Source organism: Pseudomonas sp. IzPS59 (assembly GCF_014863505.1).
Taxonomy (GTDB): domain Bacteria; phylum Pseudomonadota; class Gammaproteobacteria; order Pseudomonadales; family Pseudomonadaceae; genus Aquipseudomonas; species Aquipseudomonas kribbensis.
This window is the reverse complement of sequence record NZ_CP062251.1, coordinates 4,760,592-4,781,934: the sequence shown is the minus strand read 5'-3', so window position 1 is coordinate 4,781,934 and position 21,343 is coordinate 4,760,592. Positions and strand designations below refer to the sequence as shown.

Below are 21,343 nucleotides of genomic sequence, written 5' to 3'. Positions count from 1 at the left end.
CGACGAAGAGGCCAGTGATGGCACCGCATTACTCACTTGCCGAACCGATACTCCCGCTCCACCCGGCACACTCGCGTATGAAACGCCGAATACCACTCGGCCCGCCCACGCGCCTGAATCACCCGGTGCTCCGGGTGCTCGCGCCAGGCCAGAATCGCCGCCTCGCTCTCCCAATACGAAATCGTAATCCCCACCCCATCCGCGCCCCGGATCGAATCGATACCGAGAAACCCCGGTTGCCCGGCCACCAATTGCATCATGCGCTCGGAGGCTTCGGCGAAGCCGTTGTCGCCCTCGGTGCGGGTCGAGGTGAAAATCACGGCGAAACACTCAGTGTCCGGTTTCATCGAGGTTGCTCCGCGCAGGCTTTGACAAACGCTCGCACCAGTGGTGGCAATTGCCCTTTGAGCGCGGCACGTTCCGGCTGAAACAACGTCGCAACAAAGAACACATGGTTTTTCAGTTCGATGGCGCGCAGATCGCCTACCGAATCGTGGCCCACGGCGTGCAGGTCATGGGTCAGCAATTCCCGCTCGAACTGCGGATTCACACCAAAACGGCAGCGATAACCTTCACGGATCTCGGAGGTTTCGTACGCCTTGGCGATCAAAGAACCGGACACCAGATGAATGCTGTCCACCGCTTCCACCAGCGAGCAGGTCAGCGGCGAGAGTACTGCACGGCTGGAATCGGGAGAGGTTTCACCATGCTCGGCATCGGCCCAGCCCAATACGTGGCGGGAAAATTCCAGCACCGCATGTTGAAAACCGCCGCAGGTGCCGAGGAACGGTCGCTGCTGTTCGCGGGCAAAACGGATGGCCCGCAGCGCGCCCGCTTCACTCTTGTAAGGGCTGGCCGGGACGCACCAGAAACCGTCGAAGCCGTCGAGCGGTGTGTCGAGGTGAATCCGGTCCGTCGCCAGCCATTCGAAATCGACGGGGCGGCGAATGTGTTCCGCCGCCATGCCGAGGGCGACGGGGATTGCTTGATGGGCGGTGACTTGTGGATCGTAGTCACCGATCAGGGCGATGCGCAGGGCTCCGGATTCCATGAGTGCTCGCTGTGCTTGTTGAGGGATGACGCTCACTATAGATTGGCGTTCACGCACTCAATATGGGCGTTTCCCCAAGTGATTAATGCAGCGACGCACTATCGACTCGACTTCCCGGATCTGGCGCTGATTCTTGCCCTGGTACGCGGCGGCTCTCTGGCCCGGGCCTCGCAGTTGTTGAAGGTCGATGTGTCGACGGTGTTCCGCGCCGTGCGCCGACTGGAAGCCGCACTCGGTCAGCAACTGTTCGAAAAAAGCCGCGCCGGCTACCTGCCCACCAGCCTTGCGCAGACCCTGGCCGAGCAGGCCGAACGCGCCGAGCAGGCACTGGAAGCGGCGCGCATCGGTGTGGAGCAGGGCGGCGAAGTGGTCAGCGGCACGGTGCGCCTGACCTGTACCGATTCGGTGCTGCAAGGTCTGCTGCTGCCGGCGCTGGCGCAGTTCATGCCGAACTTTCCGGCGCTGACCATCGAGCTGAGCACCTCCAACGATTTCGCCAACCTCAGCCGCCGCGATGCCGACATCGCCCTGCGCCTGACTCGCACGCCACCGGAGCATCTGGTCGGACGGGAACTGACGAAGATTTCCTACCGGGTCTGTGCCAGTGAGTGTTATCTGCAAAACATCGATGCGTCCGATCTGGCCGCCATGACCTGGATCGCCCCGGACGATTTTCTGCCCGATCACCCGACCGTCGTCTGGCGTCGTCAGCATTTGCCGGGCGTGACGCCGGGCTATCGCTGCAACAGCATGCTGTCGGTGACGGAGCTGGTGCGCGCCGGGCTCGGCGTGGCGGCGTTGCCGGATTTTCTGATTACCGAAGGTCTGCGAGCCTTGAGCGAACCGCTGCACGGTTATGACACCGCACTGTGGTTGCTGACCCGCCCGGACTGCCGCGCGTTGCGCTCGGTGGTCACGCTGTTCGATGAACTCGGGCGGGCGCTGCGTTTGCCGTGATCAGGCCTGCGGGTTCTGGCGCATGTGATCGTGCAGTTCGCGGGTCAGGCCTTCGATGCGTTCGGTGAGGTTCTTGGTCATTTCGGTGAGCCGGGTGTTCTGCTCCAGCAGCTCCAGCAATTGCGCGGTGTTCTTCGCGGCCTGGACCTGACGTTCGCTGTTGGCGACGGCCAGGGCTTCCCGGTGCTGCGCGTCGGCGTCGGATTGCGCCTTGTCCCGCGCGGCCTGACGGGTCTGGGCCAGCAAAATCAGCGGTGCGGCATAGGCCGATTGCAGGCTGAACGCCAGGTTCAACAGGATGAACGGATAGACGTCGAAGGTCGTGACGCCGGACATGTTCAGGCACACCCACAGCACCACGATCAGGGTCTGCGCGCCGAGGAAGGTCGGCGTACCGAAGAATCGCGCAAACGCCTCGGCCCGCAGGGCGAACTTGTCGTTGCCGAAGGTGGTGTTGAGGTGGGCGTGGGGGCGGTGGAAACGCAGGTGATCGACAGGGGCAGCGGCGGAATCGGTTTTTTCGGTGGTCATGACGGACTCGGCAGGGCTTGGGACGTTGAATCACTATAGCCCTGCGTCGCCCGTGTCGGCCTATCCCGGCGCTCGCTCGTTGGCAAACATGCTCACCGCGTCCACGGCTTCGCTGGCGCCGTCGCGAATCTGCAGAATCACCGTCCCCGCCTGATCCGCCAGTTCGACGCCTTGGGCCGCACGGCCACGGGTGCCGTCCATGCTCTTGATCGCCTGACGGGTTTCGCTCTGGATCAGGCCGATCATGTTGGAAATCTCCGCTGTCGAGCCGCTGGTGCGCGCCGCCAGTTGTCGCACTTCATCGGCCACCACCGCAAAACCGCGACCTTGCTCGCCGGCCCGTGCCGCCTCGATTGCCGCGTTGAGTGCCAGCAGGTTGGTCTGGTCGGCAATCGCACGGATGGTGTTGACGATGGCGGTGATCTGCTCGGAGCGCTCGCCGAGCTGGGCGATCAGGGTTGATGATTCGGCGATGTCATCGGCAATTTCGCGCATCTCGCTGGCCGCTTGCTGAATGACTTGCGTGCCTTGCTCGGCGACTTTTCGGGTGGCGACCGAGATGTGATAAGCGGCGCTGGCACTTCGGGCATCCTGCTCGTGCTGCTCGACCCGGGCGGTGACGTCCGAGGCGAATTTCACCACTTTGCACAGGCGCCCGGCGGCGTCGTACACCGGGTTGTAATTGGCTTCCAGCCAGACAGTTCGCCCGTGTTTGTCGATGCGCTCGAACTGCCCGTGGAAAAACTCGCCCTGATTGAGCCGGCGCCAGAAGTCCTGGTAGGCGCTGCTGTTGACCAGGTGCGCGGGGCAGAACAAACGGTGATGTTTGCCCTTGAGTTCGGCCTGGGTGTAGCCCATGCGCGTCAGAAAATTCTGATTGGCCGTAAGAATGTTGCCGTCGAGATCGAACTCGATCACCGCCATCGCCCGGTCGATGGCCTGCAATTTGGCGTTGGCTTCGCTTTCCTGCTGCACCTTGGCGGTGACGTCCATGGCGTACTTGACCACTTTCACCACGCGGCCCGACGCATCCTTGATCGGGTTGTAACTGGCTTCAAGCCAGATCGGCCGGCCCTGGCTGTCAACGCGTTCGAAGGTGCCGGACTGGAACTGACCGTTTTTCAACTTCGACCAAAGCTCGGTGTACTGGCTGCTGCGAGCAAATTCCGGTGGGCAGAACTGGCGGTGGGACTGACCGATCACCTGTTCGGCCTTGTAGCCCGTGGTCTTCAGGAAGTTGTCGTTGGCGCGCAGGACCACGGCGTCGAGATCGAACTCGATCACCGCCATGGAGCGGTCGATGGCTTCGAGCAAACCGGATTGCTCGGTGATGGTGTGTTGCAGGTCAGCGATGACGGACTGATGGCGATTGAAAAACATGCGGGGTGCGCTCCGGAAATAGGGCTGAGGTGTTGTCCCTGTTCCTGCGCTGGCCGGCCGAACGAGCTGACGACATTGGGCAATGACCACTAAAGTGCCAGCATCCAGGCTGGCGACTCGATCTTATACAAACTTATTAAACTTGTACAAGAAAGTGCGGTGTCACTTTGTCGTACAAGTCTTGTCAGGCATTGGAGCGGCTCAGCGCGACGCTGATTGTGTTGCGGCCTGTGTGTTTAGCGGTGTACAGCGCCTTGTCGGCATCATCCAGCCAGTGCAGCGCATCCGGATAAGTCGGGTGAAAACGTGCCAGCCCGATGCTCAGGCTGACCCGCAACTCCGGCACATCGGGATGACGGTATTGGTGCAGGGACTGGCGCAGTTGCTCCATCAGCGCTTCGGCTCTGCTCAGTGGCAGATTGGGCAGGATCACGCAGAACTCGTCGCCGCCGTAACGGCCGGCCAGCTCGCTTTCAGTCAGCAAGGATTTGAGTTCGCGGCTGAGTTGCTGGAGCACCGCATCGCCGACGATGTGCCCGTAGCTGTCGTTGATGACCTTGAAGTGATCGACGTCGATCAGCGCGAGGGTGGCCTGGCTGTTGTGATCGCGGCACTGCTGGAACTTGAGGTGCAGCAGGTCTTTCCAGGCACCGTGGTTGAGCAGGCCGGTCAGGCTGTCGGTGCGGCTCAGGGCACTCAAGGTGCGTTTGTGTTCGGCGAGTTTGATTGCCAGCCGATAGCAGACCATGCCCAGCGCCAGCGGATAAAGAGTGAGCATCGGCAGGCACGCCCAGACCTGGGTCTGCGTCGCCGTCAGGGTGAATTTGACCCCGAACAGCGACCAGCCCAGCAGGACGCCGATCACCTGGGCGAGGGCGCCGAGCAGGAACAGACGTCGGCCGCCGGCGGCGACGTTGTTCATGGTCATCATCGACAGAATGGTCACGGTGACCAGCGGGTTGAACTGAAAACATGCGGTCCAGAAACCGCCGAACACCGAGTCATAGAGCAGATTGCGGCGCTCGGCGCGATAGGGGAAAGCCGAGCGGGTCGACCATTGATAGGCGACGTGGGGCCAGAAAAATCCGTTGAACAGCAGCAATGCCCAGAGCCACGCCGGCACATTCAATGGATACAGCGCGGCGCCGACGCTGAAGAAACCTATCCCCAATCCAATGGCACGAGGCAAATAGATACGTCTGGCGAATGACAAGCCTTTGCCGCGTTGGTTTTCCATGATGTTCTTCGCCAGATTCATTCTGAAACACTTTGCAGTGTAATTCTTCAGAGCGACCGTTCATCGGTCAATGACAGACATTGTCATTTATTCCAGCGGGAAAATTCAGTGTCCTTGTGAGCCATTTACGCGGCGCGGACATGATCTAGAGCTGGTAGCAGGCCAGGAACATGTCCAGCGCCGAATCGACCACGGCATTTTGCTTGGCGCTGTCGAGGGAGGGTTGGCCCATGGAAATCTGTGGCCAGAAGGCGAAGGATTTGAGCAGCCCTTGCACCTGATGCGCGGCGAACTCCGGATCGACCGCTTTCAACCGGCCATCTGCCTGGGCGGCGCGGATCCACACGGTCACGCTTTCCTCACGTTCGCCCATGCGCGCCACCATGTTCTGCGCACGCTCGGGCGAATGAATGGCGGCGGCGATGGCGACCCGGGCCAGATCCATGAAATTGTCGTCCGCCATCATCTGCAACTTGGCCAGCAGCATCGTTCGCAGTTGATCGCGCAAGGGCTGGTCGGGTTGATACGCCACGGCTTGCTCGGTGCTGATCCGTGCCCACAACTGGTTGAGAATTTCGGCGAACAGCTCTTCCTTGCTGGGAAAGTGGTTGTACACCGTGCGCTTCGACACCCCGGCGGTGGCCGCGATTTTGTCCATGCTGGTGACCTCGAAGCCGTTGGTACGGAATTCGGAAATGGCCGCCAGGATGATGGCTTCGCGTTTGCGGTCGGTGAGGCGCGTCGGAGCTGTCATAAATTCGATTCGGCAGGAAAAAAGAGGAAATTACACTCGGCAGTTTACTTGTCATCCGGATTCATGCAACCTAGAAAGTACACCGATCAGTGTAATGTTGCGTTAATCGGTGCAACCTAAAACCAGATGTCCGGCTGATGCGTGCGTGCCTTGGCCATTTATCGTCCCACCGTGGAAAACCGTGAATTGCGCGGTTTTTCTGGAGTCATTCAGTCATGGCCAAATCAATTTCTTCCGCGGTCAGTCCTGTACCTGAAGCTTCGCGCCAGGCCGAAGGGACGTTCCGCAACCATGCGCCGGTGCAGCGCGAAGGTGTGCGCAAGATGCTGCGCATCATGTGGAACATGATCTTCCACAAACCGCGTAACACCCGTCCTGCGTCGGCCATTCCCGTGCAGCCACTGACACGCGCCGACCTGCTCGCCGCCCCTAACCACAGCGTCTACCGCCTCGGTCACTCGACCCTGCTGCTGAAGCTGCAAGACAAGTTCTGGATCACCGACCCGGTATTCGCCGAGCGCGCCTCGCCCGTGCAATGGGCCGGTCCGAAGCGCTTCCACCAGCCACCGATCAGCATCGACGAGTTGCCACCGATCGAAGCCGTGATCCTGTCGCACAACCACTACGACCACCTCGACTACGAAGCGGTGTTGAAACTGGCCGACAAGGTCAACGTGTTCCTGACCCCGCTGGGCGTCGGCGACACGTTGGTCAAATGGGGTATCGATGCCAGCAAGATCCGCCAGTTCGACTGGTGGCAGGGCACCGAAGTCGCCGGCATCCGCTTCATCGCCACCCCGTCGCAGCACTTCTCCGGCCGTGGCCTGTTTGATGGCAACCAGACCCTGTGGGCTTCGTGGGTGATCATCGACGGCGACACGCGGATTTTCTTCAGCGGCGACAGCGGCTACTTCGACGGCTTCAAACGCATCGGCGAACAGTTCGGCCCGTTCGACCTGACCCTGATGGAAACCGGAGCCTACAACGTCGAATGGCCCTACGTGCACATGCAACCGGAAGAAACCCTGCAAGCCCACATCGACCTCAAGGGGCGCTGGTTATTCCCGATCCACAACGGCACGTTCGATCTGGCGATGCATGCCTGGCATGAACCGTTCGACCGCATTCTTGCACTGGCCTGGGAACGCAGTGTTTCCATCACCACCCCGCAAATGGGCGAGGCGTTCAACCTGGCACAGCCGCAACGCGGGAATGCGTGGTGGCTGGCAGTTGAAGGGGAGAGTGAGGCGGTGATCCAAGGGGCGTAGTAGGGTTTCGCGTTACGCAAACACCACTTCAATTCGGCCCTCTTTGCGGGAGCGGGGGGCCGGCTTGACCACAATCTGCACATCTCGGCCGAGGTGGGATAGGCATTCCATCATCTTGGCTTCACTGATGCCGCGGAATTTTCCTCTCAGCATTTCGGACAGCTTGGGTTGTGATAGCCCCAGGATTTCAGATGCTTGAGATTGAGTGAGATGACGCGCTTTGATGATTTCGCCGATCTTTGCGGCTAGCTGTGACTTGACCTGCATTTCACTGGCATTTGGTAAGCCAAGGTCTTGATAGACGTTTCCGCTGCCTTCTTCGATTTCATTCATTTCTATGTTCCTTTCGCGTGGTCCTGAGCGGCTTGAAGTCTCTTTCGGATCAGGTCGATATCGCATTGCGCGGTTTTGATACCTGCGGTCGACTTTTTCTGAAAACAATGCAGGACGTAAATCGCATTGCCAAAACGGACTGTGTAAACGGCACGGTAGGTATTCGTATCAAAGTCCTCAATCAACTCAAGGACACCCGCGCCTCCAAACCCCTTCAGAGGTTTTGCATCCGGATGTCTGAGACCGCTTTGGGCCAAATCCAGTGCGTAACCAAAAACATCCTGTACATCTGTGGGCATCTGCTTGAGATCTTTCTTGCTACTGCTAACCCACAGGAGTGGCTTCCTTGTACTCATGCGAAAAATATACCTATATTGGAATAATCACAATCAGTCCTTTCAGTCAGCCATCGCGTAATCTCCATGACTCACTGATTCCGGCATAGCACCTCTGACATTCCCCCCACGCCCCGGCGCAAACCCCGGAAAGAACACCAACCCCTGCGCCTCGAACCGATAGGTCAACGCCAGCCGCGCCGAATCCGCCACGTCCTGCTGCGCTTCGAACCGCTGAATATCGTCTACCGAAACCCCAGTCTCCCGCGACAGTTGTTCCACGCTCCAGCCCAACATCCCTCGGGCCTGGGCGCAGTGGGTCGGGGTGAACTGGAAAAGGGCGATACGTTCGAGGATGAGGTTCATCGCTGAAGAGGCCATGGTGTGCTCCGGGCTCGAGAGTGCTGATGGAAAATGTACTGTGTTTTTGTACAGTTGTTTTCGGCCGGGATCAAACGCATTTTTTGATTTGCCCTAGTTCGCCGCCTCCAACCAGACGGACGGTGCCTGACCGAGGATCCGGCGGAACATCGTCGAGAACGCCGCCGGGCTGTCATAACCGAAATCCAGGGCAATCCGCGTCACCGCTTCACCCGCCGCCAGGCGTGCCAAAGCCAGTACCACGCAGGCGCGCTGGCGCCATTGACTGAAACTCAGGCCGGTCTGCTGACGGAACAGTCTGTTGAAGGTGCGCAAACTTACGTGCAGTTGATCGGCCCATTGCTGGGGTGATTGGTGGGCGTTCGGCTGTTGCAGAAAAGTCTGACACAGTTCGAGCAGTCTTCCGTCAGACGGCAGCGGGATATGCAAGGGAAGCGGTGCACTGCGCACCAATTCATGCAGCAACAAATCAATGAGCACGCCGTCGCGCCCGGCCACGTCATAGGTCAGCGGCAGCTCCACGGCTTCCATCAACAAGTGCCGCATCAACGGCGACACACTGATCACTTGGCAGCGCTCACCCAGATCCACCGCTCCCGGCTCGATATACAAACTGCGAGTGCTGACCCCCAGCATCAACACCTCATGCGCCACTTCCGGCGGAATCCACACCGCCCGCTGCGGCGGCACCACCCAGTTGCCGTCATGCGTGCTGACCTGCATCACCCCGGTCGCGCCGTACAACAATTGCGCCCGCCGATGCGTATGACGTGGCAATAGATAGCCGTGGGAATAATCCGTACCGATCGCCACCACCGGGCGCGGCGTGTCATCCAGCAGATTGATCGAAACATTGCGCATCGAGCGGCACCCGGCAGTTGGCGTAAACGCAAACATTATTGGCTGACTTGCTGAAGCAGGCCAAGCGCCGCCGCTCTATCGTCGACCGCTCCCAAACAACGGACGACGCACCATGTTCTACCTCCTGCTGACACTCTTCGGCTGCCTGACCGGCGTCACCGCCGTGCTCTTCGGCTTCGGCGGCGGCTTCGTCGTCGTTCCGCTGCTGTACCGCATGCTCACCGCCAGCCACGGTGCCGATGACCCCATCGGGCAGTCAGCCATGCATATCGCCGTCGCCACCTCGACCTGCGTGATGATCGTCAACGCCCTGGTCGCCACCGACAAACATCGTCGCGCCGGCAACCTGATCCGTGATTTCCTGTGGCCCTTGGGCGGGTTCATCGGGTTGGGCGCGGTCGTCGGCGCCATCGCAGCGGTGTGGGTCAGCGGCGAAGTCATTCGCTATGCCTTCATCGCCTACCTCGGCGTAACAATTGTCGACTGCCTGCTGCGACGCGGGTTTCTCACACAGTCCGAAGGCGTCATCCCACGGCGATTGGGAACAGTGGAAACGTCTGGCGGCGGTGTAGGCATTGGCGCCATCGCGACCTTTCTCGGCGTGGGAGGAAGCGTCATGACCGTGCCGTTGTTACGGCGTTGCGGGTTGAGCATGTCGCAGGCCACTTCCATGGCCAATCCATTGAGCGTGCCGGTGGCGCTGGCGGGGACGCTGACTTACATGCTGATGGCGGGGTTCAGCGAGACAGACCTTGGACCATGGTTTATCGGGTATGTGGATCTGCTGGCGTTTACGGTGCTGACGCTGGGCTCGATGCTGGGGATTCGATTGGCCACGCCGTGGATCGGGCGGATACCGGATCGGGTGCATGCTTGTGTGTATATCGGATTGTTGATGATTGTGATGATCAGCATGTGCGTGAGTTGATAACGAAGACTCTCGATTCCCCCGCACAACCTCGACATAATCCACGGCTATTTTTCGCGGGCAGTTGCTCGTTTATTCAAGGATGAAGTGATGTTCCGAGGACTGATACGCCTTTTCGCTGCTCTTTTACTGACGGGGTTGTTTGTCTCAACGGCAACTCGGGCCGATAACGGCGCGCAGGTGTACACCGGCACCTTGGGCAAAGCGGCTATCGTCCTCGAAATAAATCCTCGCACTGGAGAAGGTCGTTACTTCTATAAGAAGTATCGCAAGGATCTGCCACTCGACGGTGTCCTGGACGGGGAAACACTGGTGCTGGAAGAGGGTTCGCGAATGGAAGACTCGCGTCCGACCCTTCGTCTGCAGCCGACAGCTAATGGTTGGAGTGGCGAGTGGACAAGTACTGCCGGTAAGACTCTGAAGATCGAGTTAGAGCCAGCCGTCATCCCCGAAGTGCCCGCCGATGCCTTGCCCTTTTTCACCACACTTCACGATAAGTACCCTTACGAATATCTGCGGCTGCAAGGCGTCACACTCAAAAAAGGCAAGACCGACACCTTCATGGGCTACACGCTGCAGTGGTGGACCGAGCCGAAGACTGACACTTCCCTGTTTGAAGTGGTGTCCGGTTACTCCCTCGAAGAGCGTCGACGTATCAACCAAAAATTGATGGCGCGTTTGTGGGGCGAAGTGTTGTCTTCTTATGGTTGTTCCGGCAGTTACGCACAGTGGAGCCAGCCACTGTGGATGTCGTCCACCGTGATGAGTGTGCGGATTTCATCGGACTATTACTGCGGTGGCGCCTATCCGGATCAAAGCCACGACGCGCTCAACATCGATACCAAGACAGGCAAGCTTCTGACCCTGGATGATGTTATGTGGGTGGGGCATGGCAAGCCATTGCACTACGAGGAATATGAAGATTTCGCCGCAGACTCCCCCGACTCCTCTACAGCGTGGTCGAACTACCGCACCAATGAACTGGCACCGTGGTTGGTCGCACAGTTTCTGAAACTCTACCCCAACGAAATGACCATCACCGCCGAGGGTGAAAACGATTGCGGCTACAACGAGGATTATCCCTGGCATTATCCGGGTTGGCACTTCACGGAACAGGGCATCAACATCGAGCCATCATTTCCGCATGTCGCAGCGGTCTGCGGATTCGTAGACTGGAGCGTTCTACCGTACAACATCGTCAAACAACATCCGGGTGGTGCTGCACTGCAACTGCCGTGAGACGACTTTAACTTTCAAAGGCAGATCCTCGATTAGCGGGCCCAACCCCGCCATAATCTGCCGCGAATTTCCCAGCGCCGGCAGCCAAACGCCGTCGCAACCTCCGAATTATTCAGGGATCAATCAATGTTCAAGGGACTGATGCGCCTGGCGCCATGCGCTGCTGTGCTGTTCTCAATGCTGTCCACTGCGCATGCCGAAGATAACCGGCTGGTACTCACCGGCACGTTGGGCAAAATGCCGATCGTGTTCGAAGTCGATACCAGCGACCCGGAGCAAGTCACCGGCCGCTACTTCTATGAGAAATTTCACCGCGATCTAGAGCTTAACGGCACCTATAAAAATGACGTCTTGCTGCTCACGGAGGGTAGTGATCGTATGGCTCCGGGCAAGCCGTTACCGACACTGAAACTGCAACAGATTGATGGCGGCTGGAAGGGCGAATGGCAAAACCCAAAAGGCAAAAAGTTGCCCGTACTGGTCACCGATACGCCGCTTCCGGAAGTGCCGGCGAATGCATTGCCCTACATCGCCAAGTTGCCCAAGACCGAGCCTTACGAATACCTACGGCTTCAGGGGCTGAAACTCAAACCCGGTAAAAAGCAGGACTTCATGGGCTACACCCTGCAATGGTGGGAAGAGCCTGATACCAAGATGACCATGTTCAGCATCGAATCCGGGATGCCAAAAGAAGATCTGCAGCGGGTTAACCAGCAATTGCTCGGGCGCTTGTGGGACGAGGCCATCAGTTACTACGGTTGCCAGCTGCGCGGTCGCGGTTATGCTGAATTCCTCCAGAATGTTACCCCGACGTTTATCTCGCCCAGTGTGATCAGCCTGAACATTTCCACCAGCTACGACTGCGGCGGCGCGCACCCGGACTTCGGCGATTCGCCACTCAACATCGATGTAAAAACCGGCCACCCGTTGTCGCTCGAAGACGTGCTCTGGGTGGGCGAGGGCCAACCAATCCTTCACGCTGACCGTTACCGAGGCGGTGACCAGCCGTTGACCGAGGCCGAAGACGCCGCGCGCTCCAAGTATCAAAGCGAAGTATTTATGCCGTGGCTGATCAAACAACTCACCGCGCTGTACCCGGATGAAATGAAGAAACCTGCGGAGGGAGATGAAGACAGTTGCGACTTTACCAACGAAGACAACTGGGGCTATTCCAACTGGCACTTCACCGAAAAGGGTTTGTACCTGGGCGCATATTTCGCCCGCGTAGAGCGAGCCTGTGATTCGCCTGACTGGTCGATCCTGCCGTACTCCCTCGTCAAACAACACCCCGGCGCCGTCAAACTGCAACTGCCCCAGGGCTAACCCTCACGCCAGACCCGGCGCTTCACGAATAATGAAGTGATCCAGGTTCTCGATATTGGCATTGAAGACCTCGAAAGGCTTTTCGGGGTTCTTCTTGCCCGGCACCTGCTTCAACTCCGGCGTCACACCATAGAAGAAACAGAACAACTCCTTATCGCTGTCGATGGCGTGCTTGATCTCTTCCAGAAACGCCTTGCGCTTGCGGTAGTTGTCGATCAGCTTTTTGTTCAGATAGACACTGACTGGATAAGGCTTCTTCTTGCTGTCATCCGGCTTCTTGAACCAGACCTTGTCCTCGAAATCGATCCGGAAACTGGCGCTGTGAAAGTCTTCGATCTTCTTGATCCGGCCCCAGTAAATCAGCCCCTTGTTGTCCATCAAATACTCGATTTTCTTGAAGAACGAACTGTACGGCGCCGTATGCTCGCCAATCTTCAACGGCATGCGCTTGAGCAAATCCTTGTCCGCGAAGTTCGACACAAAACATTCCACGGGGTGAGCAAAGACACTGGTCTTGTCCGGCGCCGTGTCACGACTCGGCGATTCTTTTGAAGGGGTAACCGCCACCCGCACCGGATCATCCCGCAACACATCCGCCGCCCCCGCTGGCGCGGCAGGCTTGCGCACATACTCACGGCGCGTCAGCAACAACTCCGACGGGAAATGCTCCTCCCGACCGTCATCCGTTTCCCCATCCGCCGCCTCAACCCCCGACGCCGACGTCTTCACACTCACATACGGACAACCCGCCACATGCTGCGTACCGGGCAGATTCTTGAAGTGCGGCGTACGCACGTAATTCACGTTCTTGGCGTTGAACGTGCCCAACTCGTTGGACGCATCGAACGCCGAACGACAGGCGTCGTTGGGGCACTGGAAGTGCTCCTTGGCGGAATCGAACGCCACCGTCTCATCGAAATTGAGATCGCGAACGTCATAGATCGACAACTTGTCGTCGAGGCTGAGGCAGTAGGCGAGATCGAATTTCATGGTGGGGCTCGGGTCCTTGAGTGGGGGGAGGGGGTATTAATAACGGGTGGTGGGGTGGGTTGCACTGATTGTTTTCAGATACGGGATTTTGGGGGGCAGCCTTTGATTGATGGCATCAACTCAATCCTTGATCCTGACGCCCAACTCTGCAGCAACAAACCTGTGTGGTTAGGGATTCAATGCGATCCCAGTCACTCTCGCCTCAGCCGCTTCACAGTCAGATACAGCGATTCAGTGAAAGCCTCGCTGTCATTCGAGTGGTGGCAGCGTCGATGACAATTTGGGCAGAGCGCCACAGCATTGCTGGTTCGGTCAGACCCTTTATTTGCCAAGTGCTTAACATGGTGGACTTCAAGATAGGGTGAGTCATTTTTGGTGAACGGCGCAGGTTGCTTACATCCCTCGCATATACCTTTAGCCTTCTTTCGAACCCAAGCTCTAACTTTCGGGTCACGGACGTAGGCAGTGCCTGGTGATGGAGCACGCTTGGGCTTCAGAATCCCTGCCGGTTCATCTCCAAGTGGCAGTTTTTCCAGTGCTACCGCCCTTTGCTCCAGCGTTTCCTCGTCAGCAGTAGGGGCTGTCGGGTCTCCAGGCTTCACGCCCTTTTCAATCAGCACTGCTCGAATTGACTGCTCAACATTTGAGCCAACGTTTCGGGCGGGTTTATATCCTTTGATAAATTCTCGATGCATTTTCATCAGAACGGCGGAGATGTTCTGCATCCGGAATTCGACCGAGCCTTTTGTTCGATTCGGTAGTGCCGTTTCACGCAGAGCAAGATTCTCTGCGGTCTTAACAAACTTTTGACCGCGTTTCTCTAACGCGAGCATCTTCAGATAGGCATCTACTGCGGCCCTAACCTCAGCAATGCTCCAATCGCTATCTTTGTTCGTTGTGCTCATAAAATCGCCGAGGGCTAAAAACCCTCGGACGATACTGAATGGCCATCACTGTTGTCTACGAAAAATCCTACGCCAATGATGGATCTTTCTCTCAAGCTCGTCCTAGGATGTTGCTCCATTTGATCTTCTGGCAACGAAAGCGGCACGCTTCTCGGCCTTCCTTATTGGAGCTTCACTAGATAACTTCGATAGATCCAGCCATCCACATCTTCACCGTCGACATCGGCCTTGACTCTAATCCAGGAGGACGTGTCACCACCGATGTTCTCGACCCATTCCCCTTTTGGTAGGCGGGCTAATTCATCTGAGTTTTTGTTAGGTTTTACGCGCAGAATTACTTCGTCAGCCGTAACGACGCTATAACCCTTGAGCAGCGCACGTTGTTCACGTGTTAGCGATTTTACTGTCGCGCGAATTTCTTCGGGAGTTTTTGATGCTTCTGTGGCGTTGTATGACGTTGTGATCAGGGCGGCTAGGGCGATTACGTTTAAAAATTTCTGCAATTTATCCCAGAAGAAAGTAAGGAACACTGAAAGGTATCTGTATGCGTCCACTGAAAGCTCAGTAAGGCTCGCACCATTTTCAATGACTTCAACTATTTCTCTTTCCAGATCAAGCTTGTTAGAAGGAGGGGTGTAGAGGGGTTCTGTACTTGTATCTAAGTGGGCAGCGTCGAACGTGAAATGTTTTGTGGCTCTGTGAGCTTCGGGTGAATGAGAGGTCAGATAGTTATAGAGGAGGGAGTTTTTCTGCTCTTCAAACCATTCGGGCGCGAGGGCAAGAACTTCAATATTATTGAGGCGCGCTATTGCGTTTCGAATTCGGTTGCTCACGCCCAAGCCAACATTTTTGGCTGGTTTATAGCCTGAAATACGTTGTAAGCCCAGCTCTTCGAATACTGCAGAAATGTTCTGCATACGAAACTCAACAGAGGCTTTAGTACGACTATTTAAAACTCCCTCACGTAGCACACGATTCTCATGAGCTTTATTGACGGTCTGACCACTTTTTTCACGTAGCAACATTCGGAAGTAAGCCTCGACCGTTGCTTCAATCTCCACATCGCTCCAATCGCTGGTGCTCATTTCCGTATTCCTAGAATCGTCCGAGGTCTAAAGCACTCGAACGATACTGAGTGGTCATCAAGACTGTCTAGGAAAAATCCTACATTTGCTGGCGAAGGGCTGACGGGTGATCCTACAAGTGCAGCACTAACCCATTGAACGTCTCGACGAAAGAAACAGTTGCGTCGCCTTCCACCACCAAGGCTTAGTAGTCGTTACCCTCCGTTGTTTTTGATCCTGCAACAGATACGGCATATCCCGTAGTCGAATCCATCCCTCATCCTGCCAATGCAGCAACCTCAACGACATTTCCGGCCAATCCAGCAAGCTCAACGTTGGCCGATTTGAATCTCCTGAATCCGAAGCATCGCGTAAGGTCGGTACTACTTCATTGGTCAACCATTCACGTAACAATCGATTCCCGGGAATGTAGTGATACACCAGCAGCGCATACACACCTGACTCGCTGAGCATTAGTTGCTTTTCAGGTTGCCGAAAATACTCCATCCACAAAACGCGACGCTGATCCTTGTCTAGTTTATTGACCATTCGTTCGCACAGATGGACACCCATCAGGCGGCCGACATCGCGGGCGCAGAACCACGCTTGGTTTTCGAGCAGAAGGGCATGTAGAGCGAGGTTGTGACGCGAGAAGACTGTTACAGAAAAAGGATCGGGCATATCCATTACCTCTACGTTTAGATTTTTGGAGGGCCTGGCCCCAACGTAGAGTGGACTTAAGAAATCCCAACAAGCGGGGCTGCTCCACTGACGGCATATGCGTCTGTGTAACTGGCCAAGCTTTCTACGTTGGGTGTTTCTTAGGCACCTGCAATTGAGCTTAGAGGTGCTTGCAGTTGGCTTCAATGCGAAGCGGCTGTAAGTGCTGTAGGAGATTGAGCGCTGCAACGTAGGGATGGAAAAGGACTACCAGCCGCCCATAAAAAAGCCCCGATAAAATCGGGGCTTTTTACTTTCTCAACTCGACGACTCAGCAGCAATCGTCAAATCGTGGCGAGCGAGACGATTAGTCCCAGCTCAACGCACCACCAGTTTGGTATTCGATCACACGAGTCTCAAAGAAATTCTTCTCTTTCTTCAAGTCCATGATCTCGCTCATCCAAGGGAACGGGTTAGTCGTCCCTGGGTACTCTTCCTTCAAACCGATCTGCGACAGACGACGGTTAGCGATGAACTTCAGGTAGTCCTCCATCATCGCTGCGTTCATGCCCAGTACGCCGCGAGGCATGGTGTCGCGGGCGTATTCGATTTCCAGCTGGGTGCCCTGCAGGATCATTTGCGAAGCTTCTTCCTTCATTTCGGCGTCCCACAGGTGTGGGTTTTCGATTTTGATCTGGTTGATCACGTCGATGCCGAAGTTCAGGTGCATGGATTCGTCGCGCAGGATGTACTGGAACTGCTCGGCGACGCCGGTCATTTTGTTGCGGCGGCCCATGGAGAGGATCTGGGTGAAGCCGCAGTAGAAGAAGATGCCTTCCAGAACGCAGTAGTAGGCGATCAGGTTGCGCAGCAGTTCTTTGTCGGTCTCTACGGTGCCGGTGTTGAATTCCGGGTCGGAGATGGCGCGGGTGTATTTCAGGCCCCAGGCGGCTTTTTTCGCGACCGACGGGATCTCGTGGTACATGTTGAAGATCTCGCCTTCATCCATGCCCAGGGATTCGATGCAGTACTGGTAGGCGTGGGTGTGGATCGCCTCTTCGAACGCCTGGCGCAGGATGTACTGGCGGCATTCCGGGTTGGTGATCAGGCGGTACACGGCCAGGGCCAGGTTGTTGGCAACCAGGGAGTCGGCGGTGGAGAAGAAGCCGAGGTTGCGCATCACGATGCGGCGCTCGTCGTCGGTCAGGCCTTCCGGGTTTTTCCAGAGGGCGATGTCGGCGGTCATGTTGACTTCTTGCGGCATCCAGTGGTTTGCGCAGCCGTCCAGGTATTTCTGCCAGGCCCAGTCGTACTTGAATGGCACGAGCTGGTTGAGGTCGGCGCGGCAGTTGATCATGCGCTTTTCGTCAACGGCGACACGAGCGGCGGAGCCTTCGAGTTCGGCGAGGCCTTCGGCGACGTCGAGGGAATCCAGTGCAGCCTTGGCGCGGGCCACGGCGGCCGAGTCTTCGGCGGTCACGGCGCGGGCTTCGAGGGCGGCGGCACCGCCGGCGCTGTCGAGGCGGTCCATGTTGGCTTCGGTAGCGTGGCCGGCGTTGGCGCCTTTTACTGCTACTTCACTGTCTTCTTTGTCGAATTCGTCCCAGCTCAGCATGACGTGTCGTCTCCTGCGTGAGGGCCTGTGCCCGTGTGAAAACTGATTGGTTGGTTTTTCACACGGCCGTACAGGCCGCGTTGGATGTCGTTTTTTGCAGCGGTGCAACGCAGGCAATAAACAGAAAATTTTTACGGGTTTCCGAGAGCCTCTGACGGGCGCGAGTCAGCGTGGACGCTGCTGCGGGGCTTCAGAATGGCTTTGATCCCTGTAAGGGAATATTGCTGACCCGATTGGGCGGCATTATAGGGAAAAAAACACCGGCGTGGGGGAGGGCGAAACAGCGCAGGGCGGTCGAGCGGGAGGGTGATTTCGTTTGGAGCGAGGGTTTACAGGGCTTTCGCCGGGATTGGCCCGGGAGAAAATTTTTTCATTAATTTTTCTGCGTGTGATTGGTTGCTCAAAAAACGAGCAAAAAACCGCGTTTTTCACTATATCTTGTGTTTTGCAACCCTTTTACGTCCCTCCAAACACAACTGAGCCCGACCGAAGCCGGGCTGGAATCGACCCTCGATGTTGCGCTGAGCGATCCGATTCGGTGCAGTCTCAAACCATCAATTGGTGCAGCCGTTACCCATCACGCTGTAACGCAGGATGTGACGCTGGCCAGTGGAGTCGTCGTACTCCATTTTCATCGGGACCACTTCGCAGACATTCGGAACTTCGCTCATCGATACAACTTTGGCGATGTCCAGGTGAGTGGAGTAAGTGTATTCCTCTATGGCCGGTTGTTGCTGTGCGACATCAGTCGGGACCTCGTCTGCCATGGCGGTTGCGCACAGACTGCTGAGGGCCAGAACCAATAAAGCTTTCATTTGAAATTTACCTTCTTGAGGTCGAGTGGGGTCACGCAACCTTTTTGGGGTTGCGTGTGGAACTTCATCGTTTGGTTTGTTACTTCAGAGCTGGATTAACGGCCTTCGTGGGGGCTGTAACGTTGTTAATCACTTTGCCTTGTCGGCGAGGCAGATTTTAGGGAGGCGGGGTGGGTGTAAACAGATGGGGTTTTGATAAACACCTTTGGCAGATTTGGTAACAATCGCTGCCGGGCCAGTGAATTCAAGGCCTGCGAGGCCATTGCGGGCGGGCATCGGGATTATCGCCACGACCTGTAGGGGCTTGTTACTACCATCGTCGAATGGTTCTATACGGTCGCCCCGGCTACAACAGGGTCATACAAAAACAACTATTACACCGAGGTAGGAAAGATGAGTGCGGCTTCTCTGTATCCCGTTCGTCCCGAGGTTCTGGCCAATACGCTGACCGACGAGGCGACCTACAAAGCCATGTACCAGCAGTCGGTCGTCAACCCTGACGGCTTCTGGCGCGAACAAGCCAAGCGCCTCGACTGGATCAAGCCTTTCACCACGGTGAAACAGACTTCGTTCGACGACCACCATGTCGACATCAAGTGGTTTGCCGACGGCACCCTGAACGTTTCCTACAACTGCCTCGACCGTCATCTGGCCGAGCGCGGCGATCAGGTCGCCATCATCTGGGAAGGCGACGATCCTTCCGAAAGCCGCAACATCACCTACCGCGAACTGCACGAACAAGTCTGCAAGTTCGCCAACGCCCTGCGTGGTCAGGACGTGCACCGCGGCGACGTGGTAACCATTTATATGCCGATGATCCCCGAAGCCGTGGTCGCCATGCTGGCCTGTACCCGGATCGGCGCGATTCACTCGGTGGTGTTCGGCGGTTTCTCGCCGGAAGCCCTGGCCGGTCGCATCATCGACTGCCGCTCGAAAGTGGTGATCACCGCTGACGAAGGCATTCGTGCCGGCAAGAAGATTTCCCTCAAGGCCAACGTCGACGACGCCCTGACCAACCCGGAAACCAACAGCATCCAGAAAGTCATCGTGTGCAAGCGCACCGGTGGCGACATCAAGTGGAACCAGCATCGCGACATCTGGTACGAAGACCTGATGAAAGTGGCGGGCACTGTCTGCGCACCGAAAGAGATGGGCGCCGAAGAAGCGCTGTTCATCCTTTATACCTCCGGCTCCACCGGCAAGCCGAAGGGCGTGCAGCACACCACTGGCGGTTACCTGTTGTACGCGGCCATGACCCACGAGCGCGTGTTCGACTACCGTCCGGGCGAAATCTACTGGTGCACCGCCGACGTCGGCTGGGTTACCGGTCACTCCTACATTGTCTATGGCCCGCTGGCCAACGGCGCGACCACGCTGCTGTTCGAAGGCGTGCCGAACTACCCGGACATCACCCGGGTGGCGAAGATCGTCGATAAGCACAAGGTCAACATCCTCTACACCGCGCCGACCGCGATCCGCGCGATGATGGCCTCTGGCACCGCCGCTGTCGAAGGCGCGGACGGCAGCAGCCTGCGTCTGCTCGGTTCGGTGGGCGAGCCGATCAACCCGGAAGCCTGGGACTGGTACTACAAGAACGTCGGCAAGTCCCGTTGCCCGATTGTCGATACCTGGTGGCAGACCGAAACCGGCGGCAACATGATGAGCCCGTTGCCGGGCGCTCATACCCTGAAGCCAGGTTCGGCCGCACGTCCGTTCTTCGGCGTGGTGCCGGCGCTGGTGGACAACCTCGGCAACATCATCGAGGGCGAGGCCGAAGGCAATCTGGTGATTCTCGATTCGTGGCCAGGTCAGGCGCGCACTCTGTACGGCGACCACGACCGTTTCGTCGACACCTACTTCAAGACCTTCCGTGGCATGTACTTCACCGGTGACGGCGCTCGTCGTGATGCCGACGGTTACTACTGGATCACCGGTCGCGTGGACGACGTGCTCAACGTGTCCGGCCACCGCATGGGTACTGCCGAGATCGAAAGTGCGATGGTCGCTCACCCGAAAGTCGCCGAAGCGGCGGTGGTCGGTGTGCCGCACGACATCAAGGGGCAGGGCATCTATGTCTACGTCACCTTGAAGAATGGCGAAGAGCCGAGCGAGCAACTGCGCCTGGAACTGAAGAACTGGGTGCGCAAGGAGATTGGCCCGATCGCTTCGCCGGACGTGATCCAGTGGGCGCCGGGGCTGCCGAAGACCCGTTCGGGCAAGATCATGCGCCGCATCCTGCGCAAGATCGCCACCGCCGAGTATGAAGGTCTGGGCGACATCTCCACCCTCGCCGATCCGGGTGTGGTGCAGCATCTGATCGACACCCACAAGACCATGAACGTCGCGTAAGCGGCGGGTCTGAAGGCTGAAAAGCCCCGTCCGGCATTGCGCCGGGCGGGGCTTTTTGTTTTCGATCGTTCCCACGCGGAGCGTGGGAACGATCAGTGACGGAGGGGGATCTTCGGCCAATAATTATCGAATTGCTCCGTCAGCCAATTCCTACTGTTACCTACTAGCCTTCAAGTAACCGAATGTGTAACCGCCCGCCCCGCAACGGGGCAATGAGAAACGCATCGCCCCGTTTTAGAGCCTCAAAACGACCGGTGAAAAATAAGACATCACCCCGCGCTTGCCGGATTAGAAGGGTTTGCGAATAATAGGCCCGCAATTTGCAGCATAGATCGGTTCACTGTCTTTCGCTCTTGCATGAAATTGC

22 protein-coding genes are annotated in these 21,343 nt (G+C 57.4%); 6 read left to right on the top strand and 16 right to left on the bottom strand.

Annotated features, from left to right (window positions below):
• Positions 1-32: 32 nt before the first annotated feature.
• Positions 33-347 (bottom strand): antibiotic biosynthesis monooxygenase family protein, encoded by a 315-nt coding sequence (locus IF189_RS21435; protein WP_192552224.1) that lies wholly within the window; start codon positions 345-347, stop codon positions 33-35.
• Positions 344-1,051, bottom strand: coding sequence for a CTP synthase (locus IF189_RS21430; RefSeq protein ID WP_192552223.1), 708 nt, complete (start codon positions 1,049-1,051; stop codon positions 344-346). The genes IF189_RS21435 and IF189_RS21430 overlap by 4 nt, the downstream gene beginning before the upstream one ends.
• Positions 1,052-1,066: 15 nt before the next feature.
• On the opposite strand from IF189_RS21430, the gene IF189_RS21425 reads away from it, so the two are divergent.
• Positions 1,067-2,008 carry a LysR family transcriptional regulator gene (locus IF189_RS21425; RefSeq protein WP_192552222.1) on the top strand — a complete coding sequence of 314 codons (942 nt, stop codon included), beginning with the start codon at positions 1,067-1,069 and terminating at the stop codon, positions 2,006-2,008.
• On the opposite strand, the gene IF189_RS21420 is transcribed toward IF189_RS21425, so the two are convergent.
• The 4 genes from IF189_RS21420 to IF189_RS21405 form a co-directional block, all read right to left on the bottom strand.
• Positions 2,009-2,539, bottom strand: a complete 531-nt coding sequence (locus tag IF189_RS21420; protein ID WP_192552221.1) for a DUF1003 domain-containing protein — start codon at positions 2,537-2,539, stop codon at positions 2,009-2,011.
• A gap of 60 nt (positions 2,540-2,599) precedes the next feature.
• The gene (locus IF189_RS21415) at positions 2,600-3,919 is read right to left on the bottom strand and encodes a methyl-accepting chemotaxis protein (protein ID WP_192552220.1); all 1,320 of its coding nucleotides are present in this window, start codon (positions 3,917-3,919) and stop codon (positions 2,600-2,602) included.
• A gap of 184 nt (positions 3,920-4,103) precedes the next feature.
• Positions 4,104-5,156 carry a diguanylate cyclase gene (locus IF189_RS21410; RefSeq protein WP_192553598.1) on the bottom strand — a complete coding sequence of 351 codons (1,053 nt, stop codon included), beginning with the start codon at positions 5,154-5,156 and terminating at the stop codon, positions 4,104-4,106.
• Between the two features lie 145 nt (positions 5,157-5,301).
• A complete protein-coding gene (locus tag IF189_RS21405; protein ID WP_192552219.1) occupies positions 5,302-5,910 on the bottom strand; it encodes a TetR/AcrR family transcriptional regulator in 609 nt (202 codons plus the stop codon).
• Positions 5,911-6,125: 215 nt separating this feature from the next.
• Between IF189_RS21405 and IF189_RS21400 the strand changes: the two genes are divergently transcribed.
• Complete coding sequence (locus IF189_RS21400; RefSeq protein WP_192552218.1) at positions 6,126-7,178, top strand: MBL fold metallo-hydrolase; 1,053 nt, start codon at positions 6,126-6,128, stop codon at positions 7,176-7,178.
• 12 nt (positions 7,179-7,190) lie between these two features.
• Here the strand turns inward: IF189_RS21400 and IF189_RS21395 are convergent, their stop codons facing one another.
• The 4 genes from IF189_RS21395 to IF189_RS21380 all read right to left on the bottom strand — a co-directional run bounded on the left by IF189_RS21395 (position 7,191) and on the right by IF189_RS21380 (position 9,088).
• Positions 7,191-7,511 (bottom strand): helix-turn-helix domain-containing protein, encoded by a 321-nt coding sequence (locus IF189_RS21395; RefSeq protein WP_065259290.1) that lies wholly within the window; start codon positions 7,509-7,511, stop codon positions 7,191-7,193.
• A gap of 2 nt (positions 7,512-7,513) precedes the next feature.
• Positions 7,514-7,810: a type II toxin-antitoxin system RelE/ParE family toxin gene (locus IF189_RS21390; protein WP_205884498.1), complete on the bottom strand. Its 297-nt coding sequence runs from the start codon at positions 7,808-7,810 to the stop codon at positions 7,514-7,516.
• A gap of 99 nt (positions 7,811-7,909) precedes the next feature.
• Positions 7,910-8,227, bottom strand: a complete 318-nt coding sequence (locus IF189_RS21385; RefSeq protein WP_192552217.1) for an XRE family transcriptional regulator — start codon at positions 8,225-8,227, stop codon at positions 7,910-7,912.
• Positions 8,228-8,320: 93 nt separating this feature from the next.
• Positions 8,321-9,088 carry an AraC family transcriptional regulator gene (locus IF189_RS21380; protein WP_192552216.1) on the bottom strand — a complete coding sequence of 256 codons (768 nt, stop codon included), beginning with the start codon at positions 9,086-9,088 and terminating at the stop codon, positions 8,321-8,323.
• A gap of 112 nt (positions 9,089-9,200) precedes the next feature.
• Here IF189_RS21380 and IF189_RS21375 point away from each other — a divergent pair, with 112 nt between their 5' ends.
• From IF189_RS21375 to IF189_RS21365, 3 genes are all read left to right on the top strand, one after another.
• On the top strand, positions 9,201-10,016 hold the full coding sequence (locus IF189_RS21375) for a sulfite exporter TauE/SafE family protein (protein WP_192552215.1): 816 nt from the start codon (positions 9,201-9,203) through the stop codon (positions 10,014-10,016).
• Between the two features lie 90 nt (positions 10,017-10,106).
• Positions 10,107-11,255, top strand: a complete 1,149-nt coding sequence (locus IF189_RS21370) for a hypothetical protein (protein WP_192552214.1) — start codon at positions 10,107-10,109, stop codon at positions 11,253-11,255.
• Between the two features lie 126 nt (positions 11,256-11,381).
• A complete protein-coding gene (locus IF189_RS21365; protein WP_192552213.1) occupies positions 11,382-12,578 on the top strand; it encodes a hypothetical protein in 1,197 nt (398 codons plus the stop codon).
• Between the two features lie 3 nt (positions 12,579-12,581).
• Here IF189_RS21365 and IF189_RS21360 read toward each other — a convergent pair whose 3' ends face one another.
• The 6 genes from IF189_RS21360 to IF189_RS21335 form a co-directional block, all read right to left on the bottom strand.
• Complete coding sequence (locus IF189_RS21360; RefSeq protein WP_192552212.1) at positions 12,582-13,568, bottom strand: hypothetical protein; 987 nt, start codon at positions 13,566-13,568, stop codon at positions 12,582-12,584.
• Positions 13,569-13,759: 191 nt separating this feature from the next.
• Positions 13,760-14,473, bottom strand: a complete 714-nt coding sequence (locus tag IF189_RS21355) for an HNH endonuclease (protein WP_192552211.1) — start codon at positions 14,471-14,473, stop codon at positions 13,760-13,762.
• Positions 14,474-14,634: 161 nt separating this feature from the next.
• Positions 14,635-15,558, bottom strand: a complete 924-nt coding sequence (locus tag IF189_RS21350) for an SH3 domain-containing protein (protein ID WP_192552210.1) — start codon at positions 15,556-15,558, stop codon at positions 14,635-14,637.
• A 126-nt stretch (positions 15,559-15,684) separates the two neighbouring features.
• Positions 15,685-16,218: a Bro-N domain-containing protein gene (locus tag IF189_RS21345; protein ID WP_192553597.1), complete on the bottom strand. Its 534-nt coding sequence runs from the start codon at positions 16,216-16,218 to the stop codon at positions 15,685-15,687.
• A gap of 346 nt (positions 16,219-16,564) precedes the next feature.
• Positions 16,565-17,812: a ribonucleotide-diphosphate reductase subunit beta gene (locus IF189_RS21340; protein ID WP_085709714.1), complete on the bottom strand. Its 1,248-nt coding sequence runs from the start codon at positions 17,810-17,812 to the stop codon at positions 16,565-16,567.
• Positions 17,813-18,366: 554 nt separating this feature from the next.
• Entirely contained in the window at positions 18,367-18,627 is a 261-nt protein-coding gene (locus IF189_RS21335; RefSeq protein ID WP_085709715.1) for a DUF2790 domain-containing protein, read from the bottom strand.
• A gap of 393 nt (positions 18,628-19,020) precedes the next feature.
• Between IF189_RS21335 and acs the strand changes: the two genes are divergently transcribed.
• Positions 19,021-20,976, top strand: coding sequence for an acetate--CoA ligase (acs, locus tag IF189_RS21330; RefSeq protein WP_119427931.1), 1,956 nt, complete (start codon positions 19,021-19,023; stop codon positions 20,974-20,976).
• Positions 20,977-21,343: the final 367 nt, after the last annotated feature.

Coding starts and splice junctions, on each gene's coding strand:
- IF189_RS21435 (WP_192552224.1), bottom strand. CDS start 347: ATGAAACCGGACACTGAGTGTTTCGCCGTGATTTTCACCTCGACCCGC.
- IF189_RS21430 (WP_192552223.1), bottom strand. CDS start 1,051: ATGGAATCCGGAGCCCTGCGCATCGCCCTGATCGGTGACTACGATCCA.
- IF189_RS21420 (WP_192552221.1), bottom strand. CDS start 2,539: ATGACCACCGAAAAAACCGATTCCGCCGCTGCCCCTGTCGATCACCTG.
- IF189_RS21415 (WP_192552220.1), bottom strand. CDS start 3,919: ATGTTTTTCAATCGCCATCAGTCCGTCATCGCTGACCTGCAACACACC.
- IF189_RS21410 (WP_192553598.1), bottom strand. CDS start 5,156: ATGGAAAACCAACGCGGCAAAGGCTTGTCATTCGCCAGACGTATCTAT.
- IF189_RS21405 (WP_192552219.1), bottom strand. CDS start 5,910: ATGACAGCTCCGACGCGCCTCACCGACCGCAAACGCGAAGCCATCATC.
- IF189_RS21400 (WP_192552218.1), top strand. CDS start 6,126: ATGGCCAAATCAATTTCTTCCGCGGTCAGTCCTGTACCTGAAGCTTCG.
- IF189_RS21395 (WP_065259290.1), bottom strand. CDS start 7,511: ATGAATGAAATCGAAGAAGGCAGCGGAAACGTCTATCAAGACCTTGGC.
- IF189_RS21390 (WP_205884498.1), bottom strand. CDS start 7,810: ATGCCCACAGATGTACAGGATGTTTTTGGTTACGCACTGGATTTGGCC.
- IF189_RS21385 (WP_192552217.1), bottom strand. CDS start 8,227: ATGGCCTCTTCAGCGATGAACCTCATCCTCGAACGTATCGCCCTTTTC.
- IF189_RS21380 (WP_192552216.1), bottom strand. CDS start 9,088: ATGCGCAATGTTTCGATCAATCTGCTGGATGACACGCCGCGCCCGGTG.
- IF189_RS21375 (WP_192552215.1), top strand. CDS start 9,201: ATGTTCTACCTCCTGCTGACACTCTTCGGCTGCCTGACCGGCGTCACC.
- IF189_RS21370 (WP_192552214.1), top strand. CDS start 10,107: ATGTTCCGAGGACTGATACGCCTTTTCGCTGCTCTTTTACTGACGGGG.
- IF189_RS21365 (WP_192552213.1), top strand. CDS start 11,382: ATGTTCAAGGGACTGATGCGCCTGGCGCCATGCGCTGCTGTGCTGTTC.
- IF189_RS21360 (WP_192552212.1), bottom strand. CDS start 13,568: ATGAAATTCGATCTCGCCTACTGCCTCAGCCTCGACGACAAGTTGTCG.
- IF189_RS21355 (WP_192552211.1), bottom strand. CDS start 14,473: ATGAGCACAACGAACAAAGATAGCGATTGGAGCATTGCTGAGGTTAGG.
- IF189_RS21350 (WP_192552210.1), bottom strand. CDS start 15,558: ATGAGCACCAGCGATTGGAGCGATGTGGAGATTGAAGCAACGGTCGAG.
- IF189_RS21345 (WP_192553597.1), bottom strand. CDS start 16,218: ATGCCCGATCCTTTTTCTGTAACAGTCTTCTCGCGTCACAACCTCGCT.
- IF189_RS21340 (WP_085709714.1), bottom strand. CDS start 17,812: ATGCTGAGCTGGGACGAATTCGACAAAGAAGACAGTGAAGTAGCAGTA.
- IF189_RS21335 (WP_085709715.1), bottom strand. CDS start 18,627: ATGAAAGCTTTATTGGTTCTGGCCCTCAGCAGTCTGTGCGCAACCGCC.
- acs (WP_119427931.1), top strand. CDS start 19,021: ATGAGTGCGGCTTCTCTGTATCCCGTTCGTCCCGAGGTTCTGGCCAAT.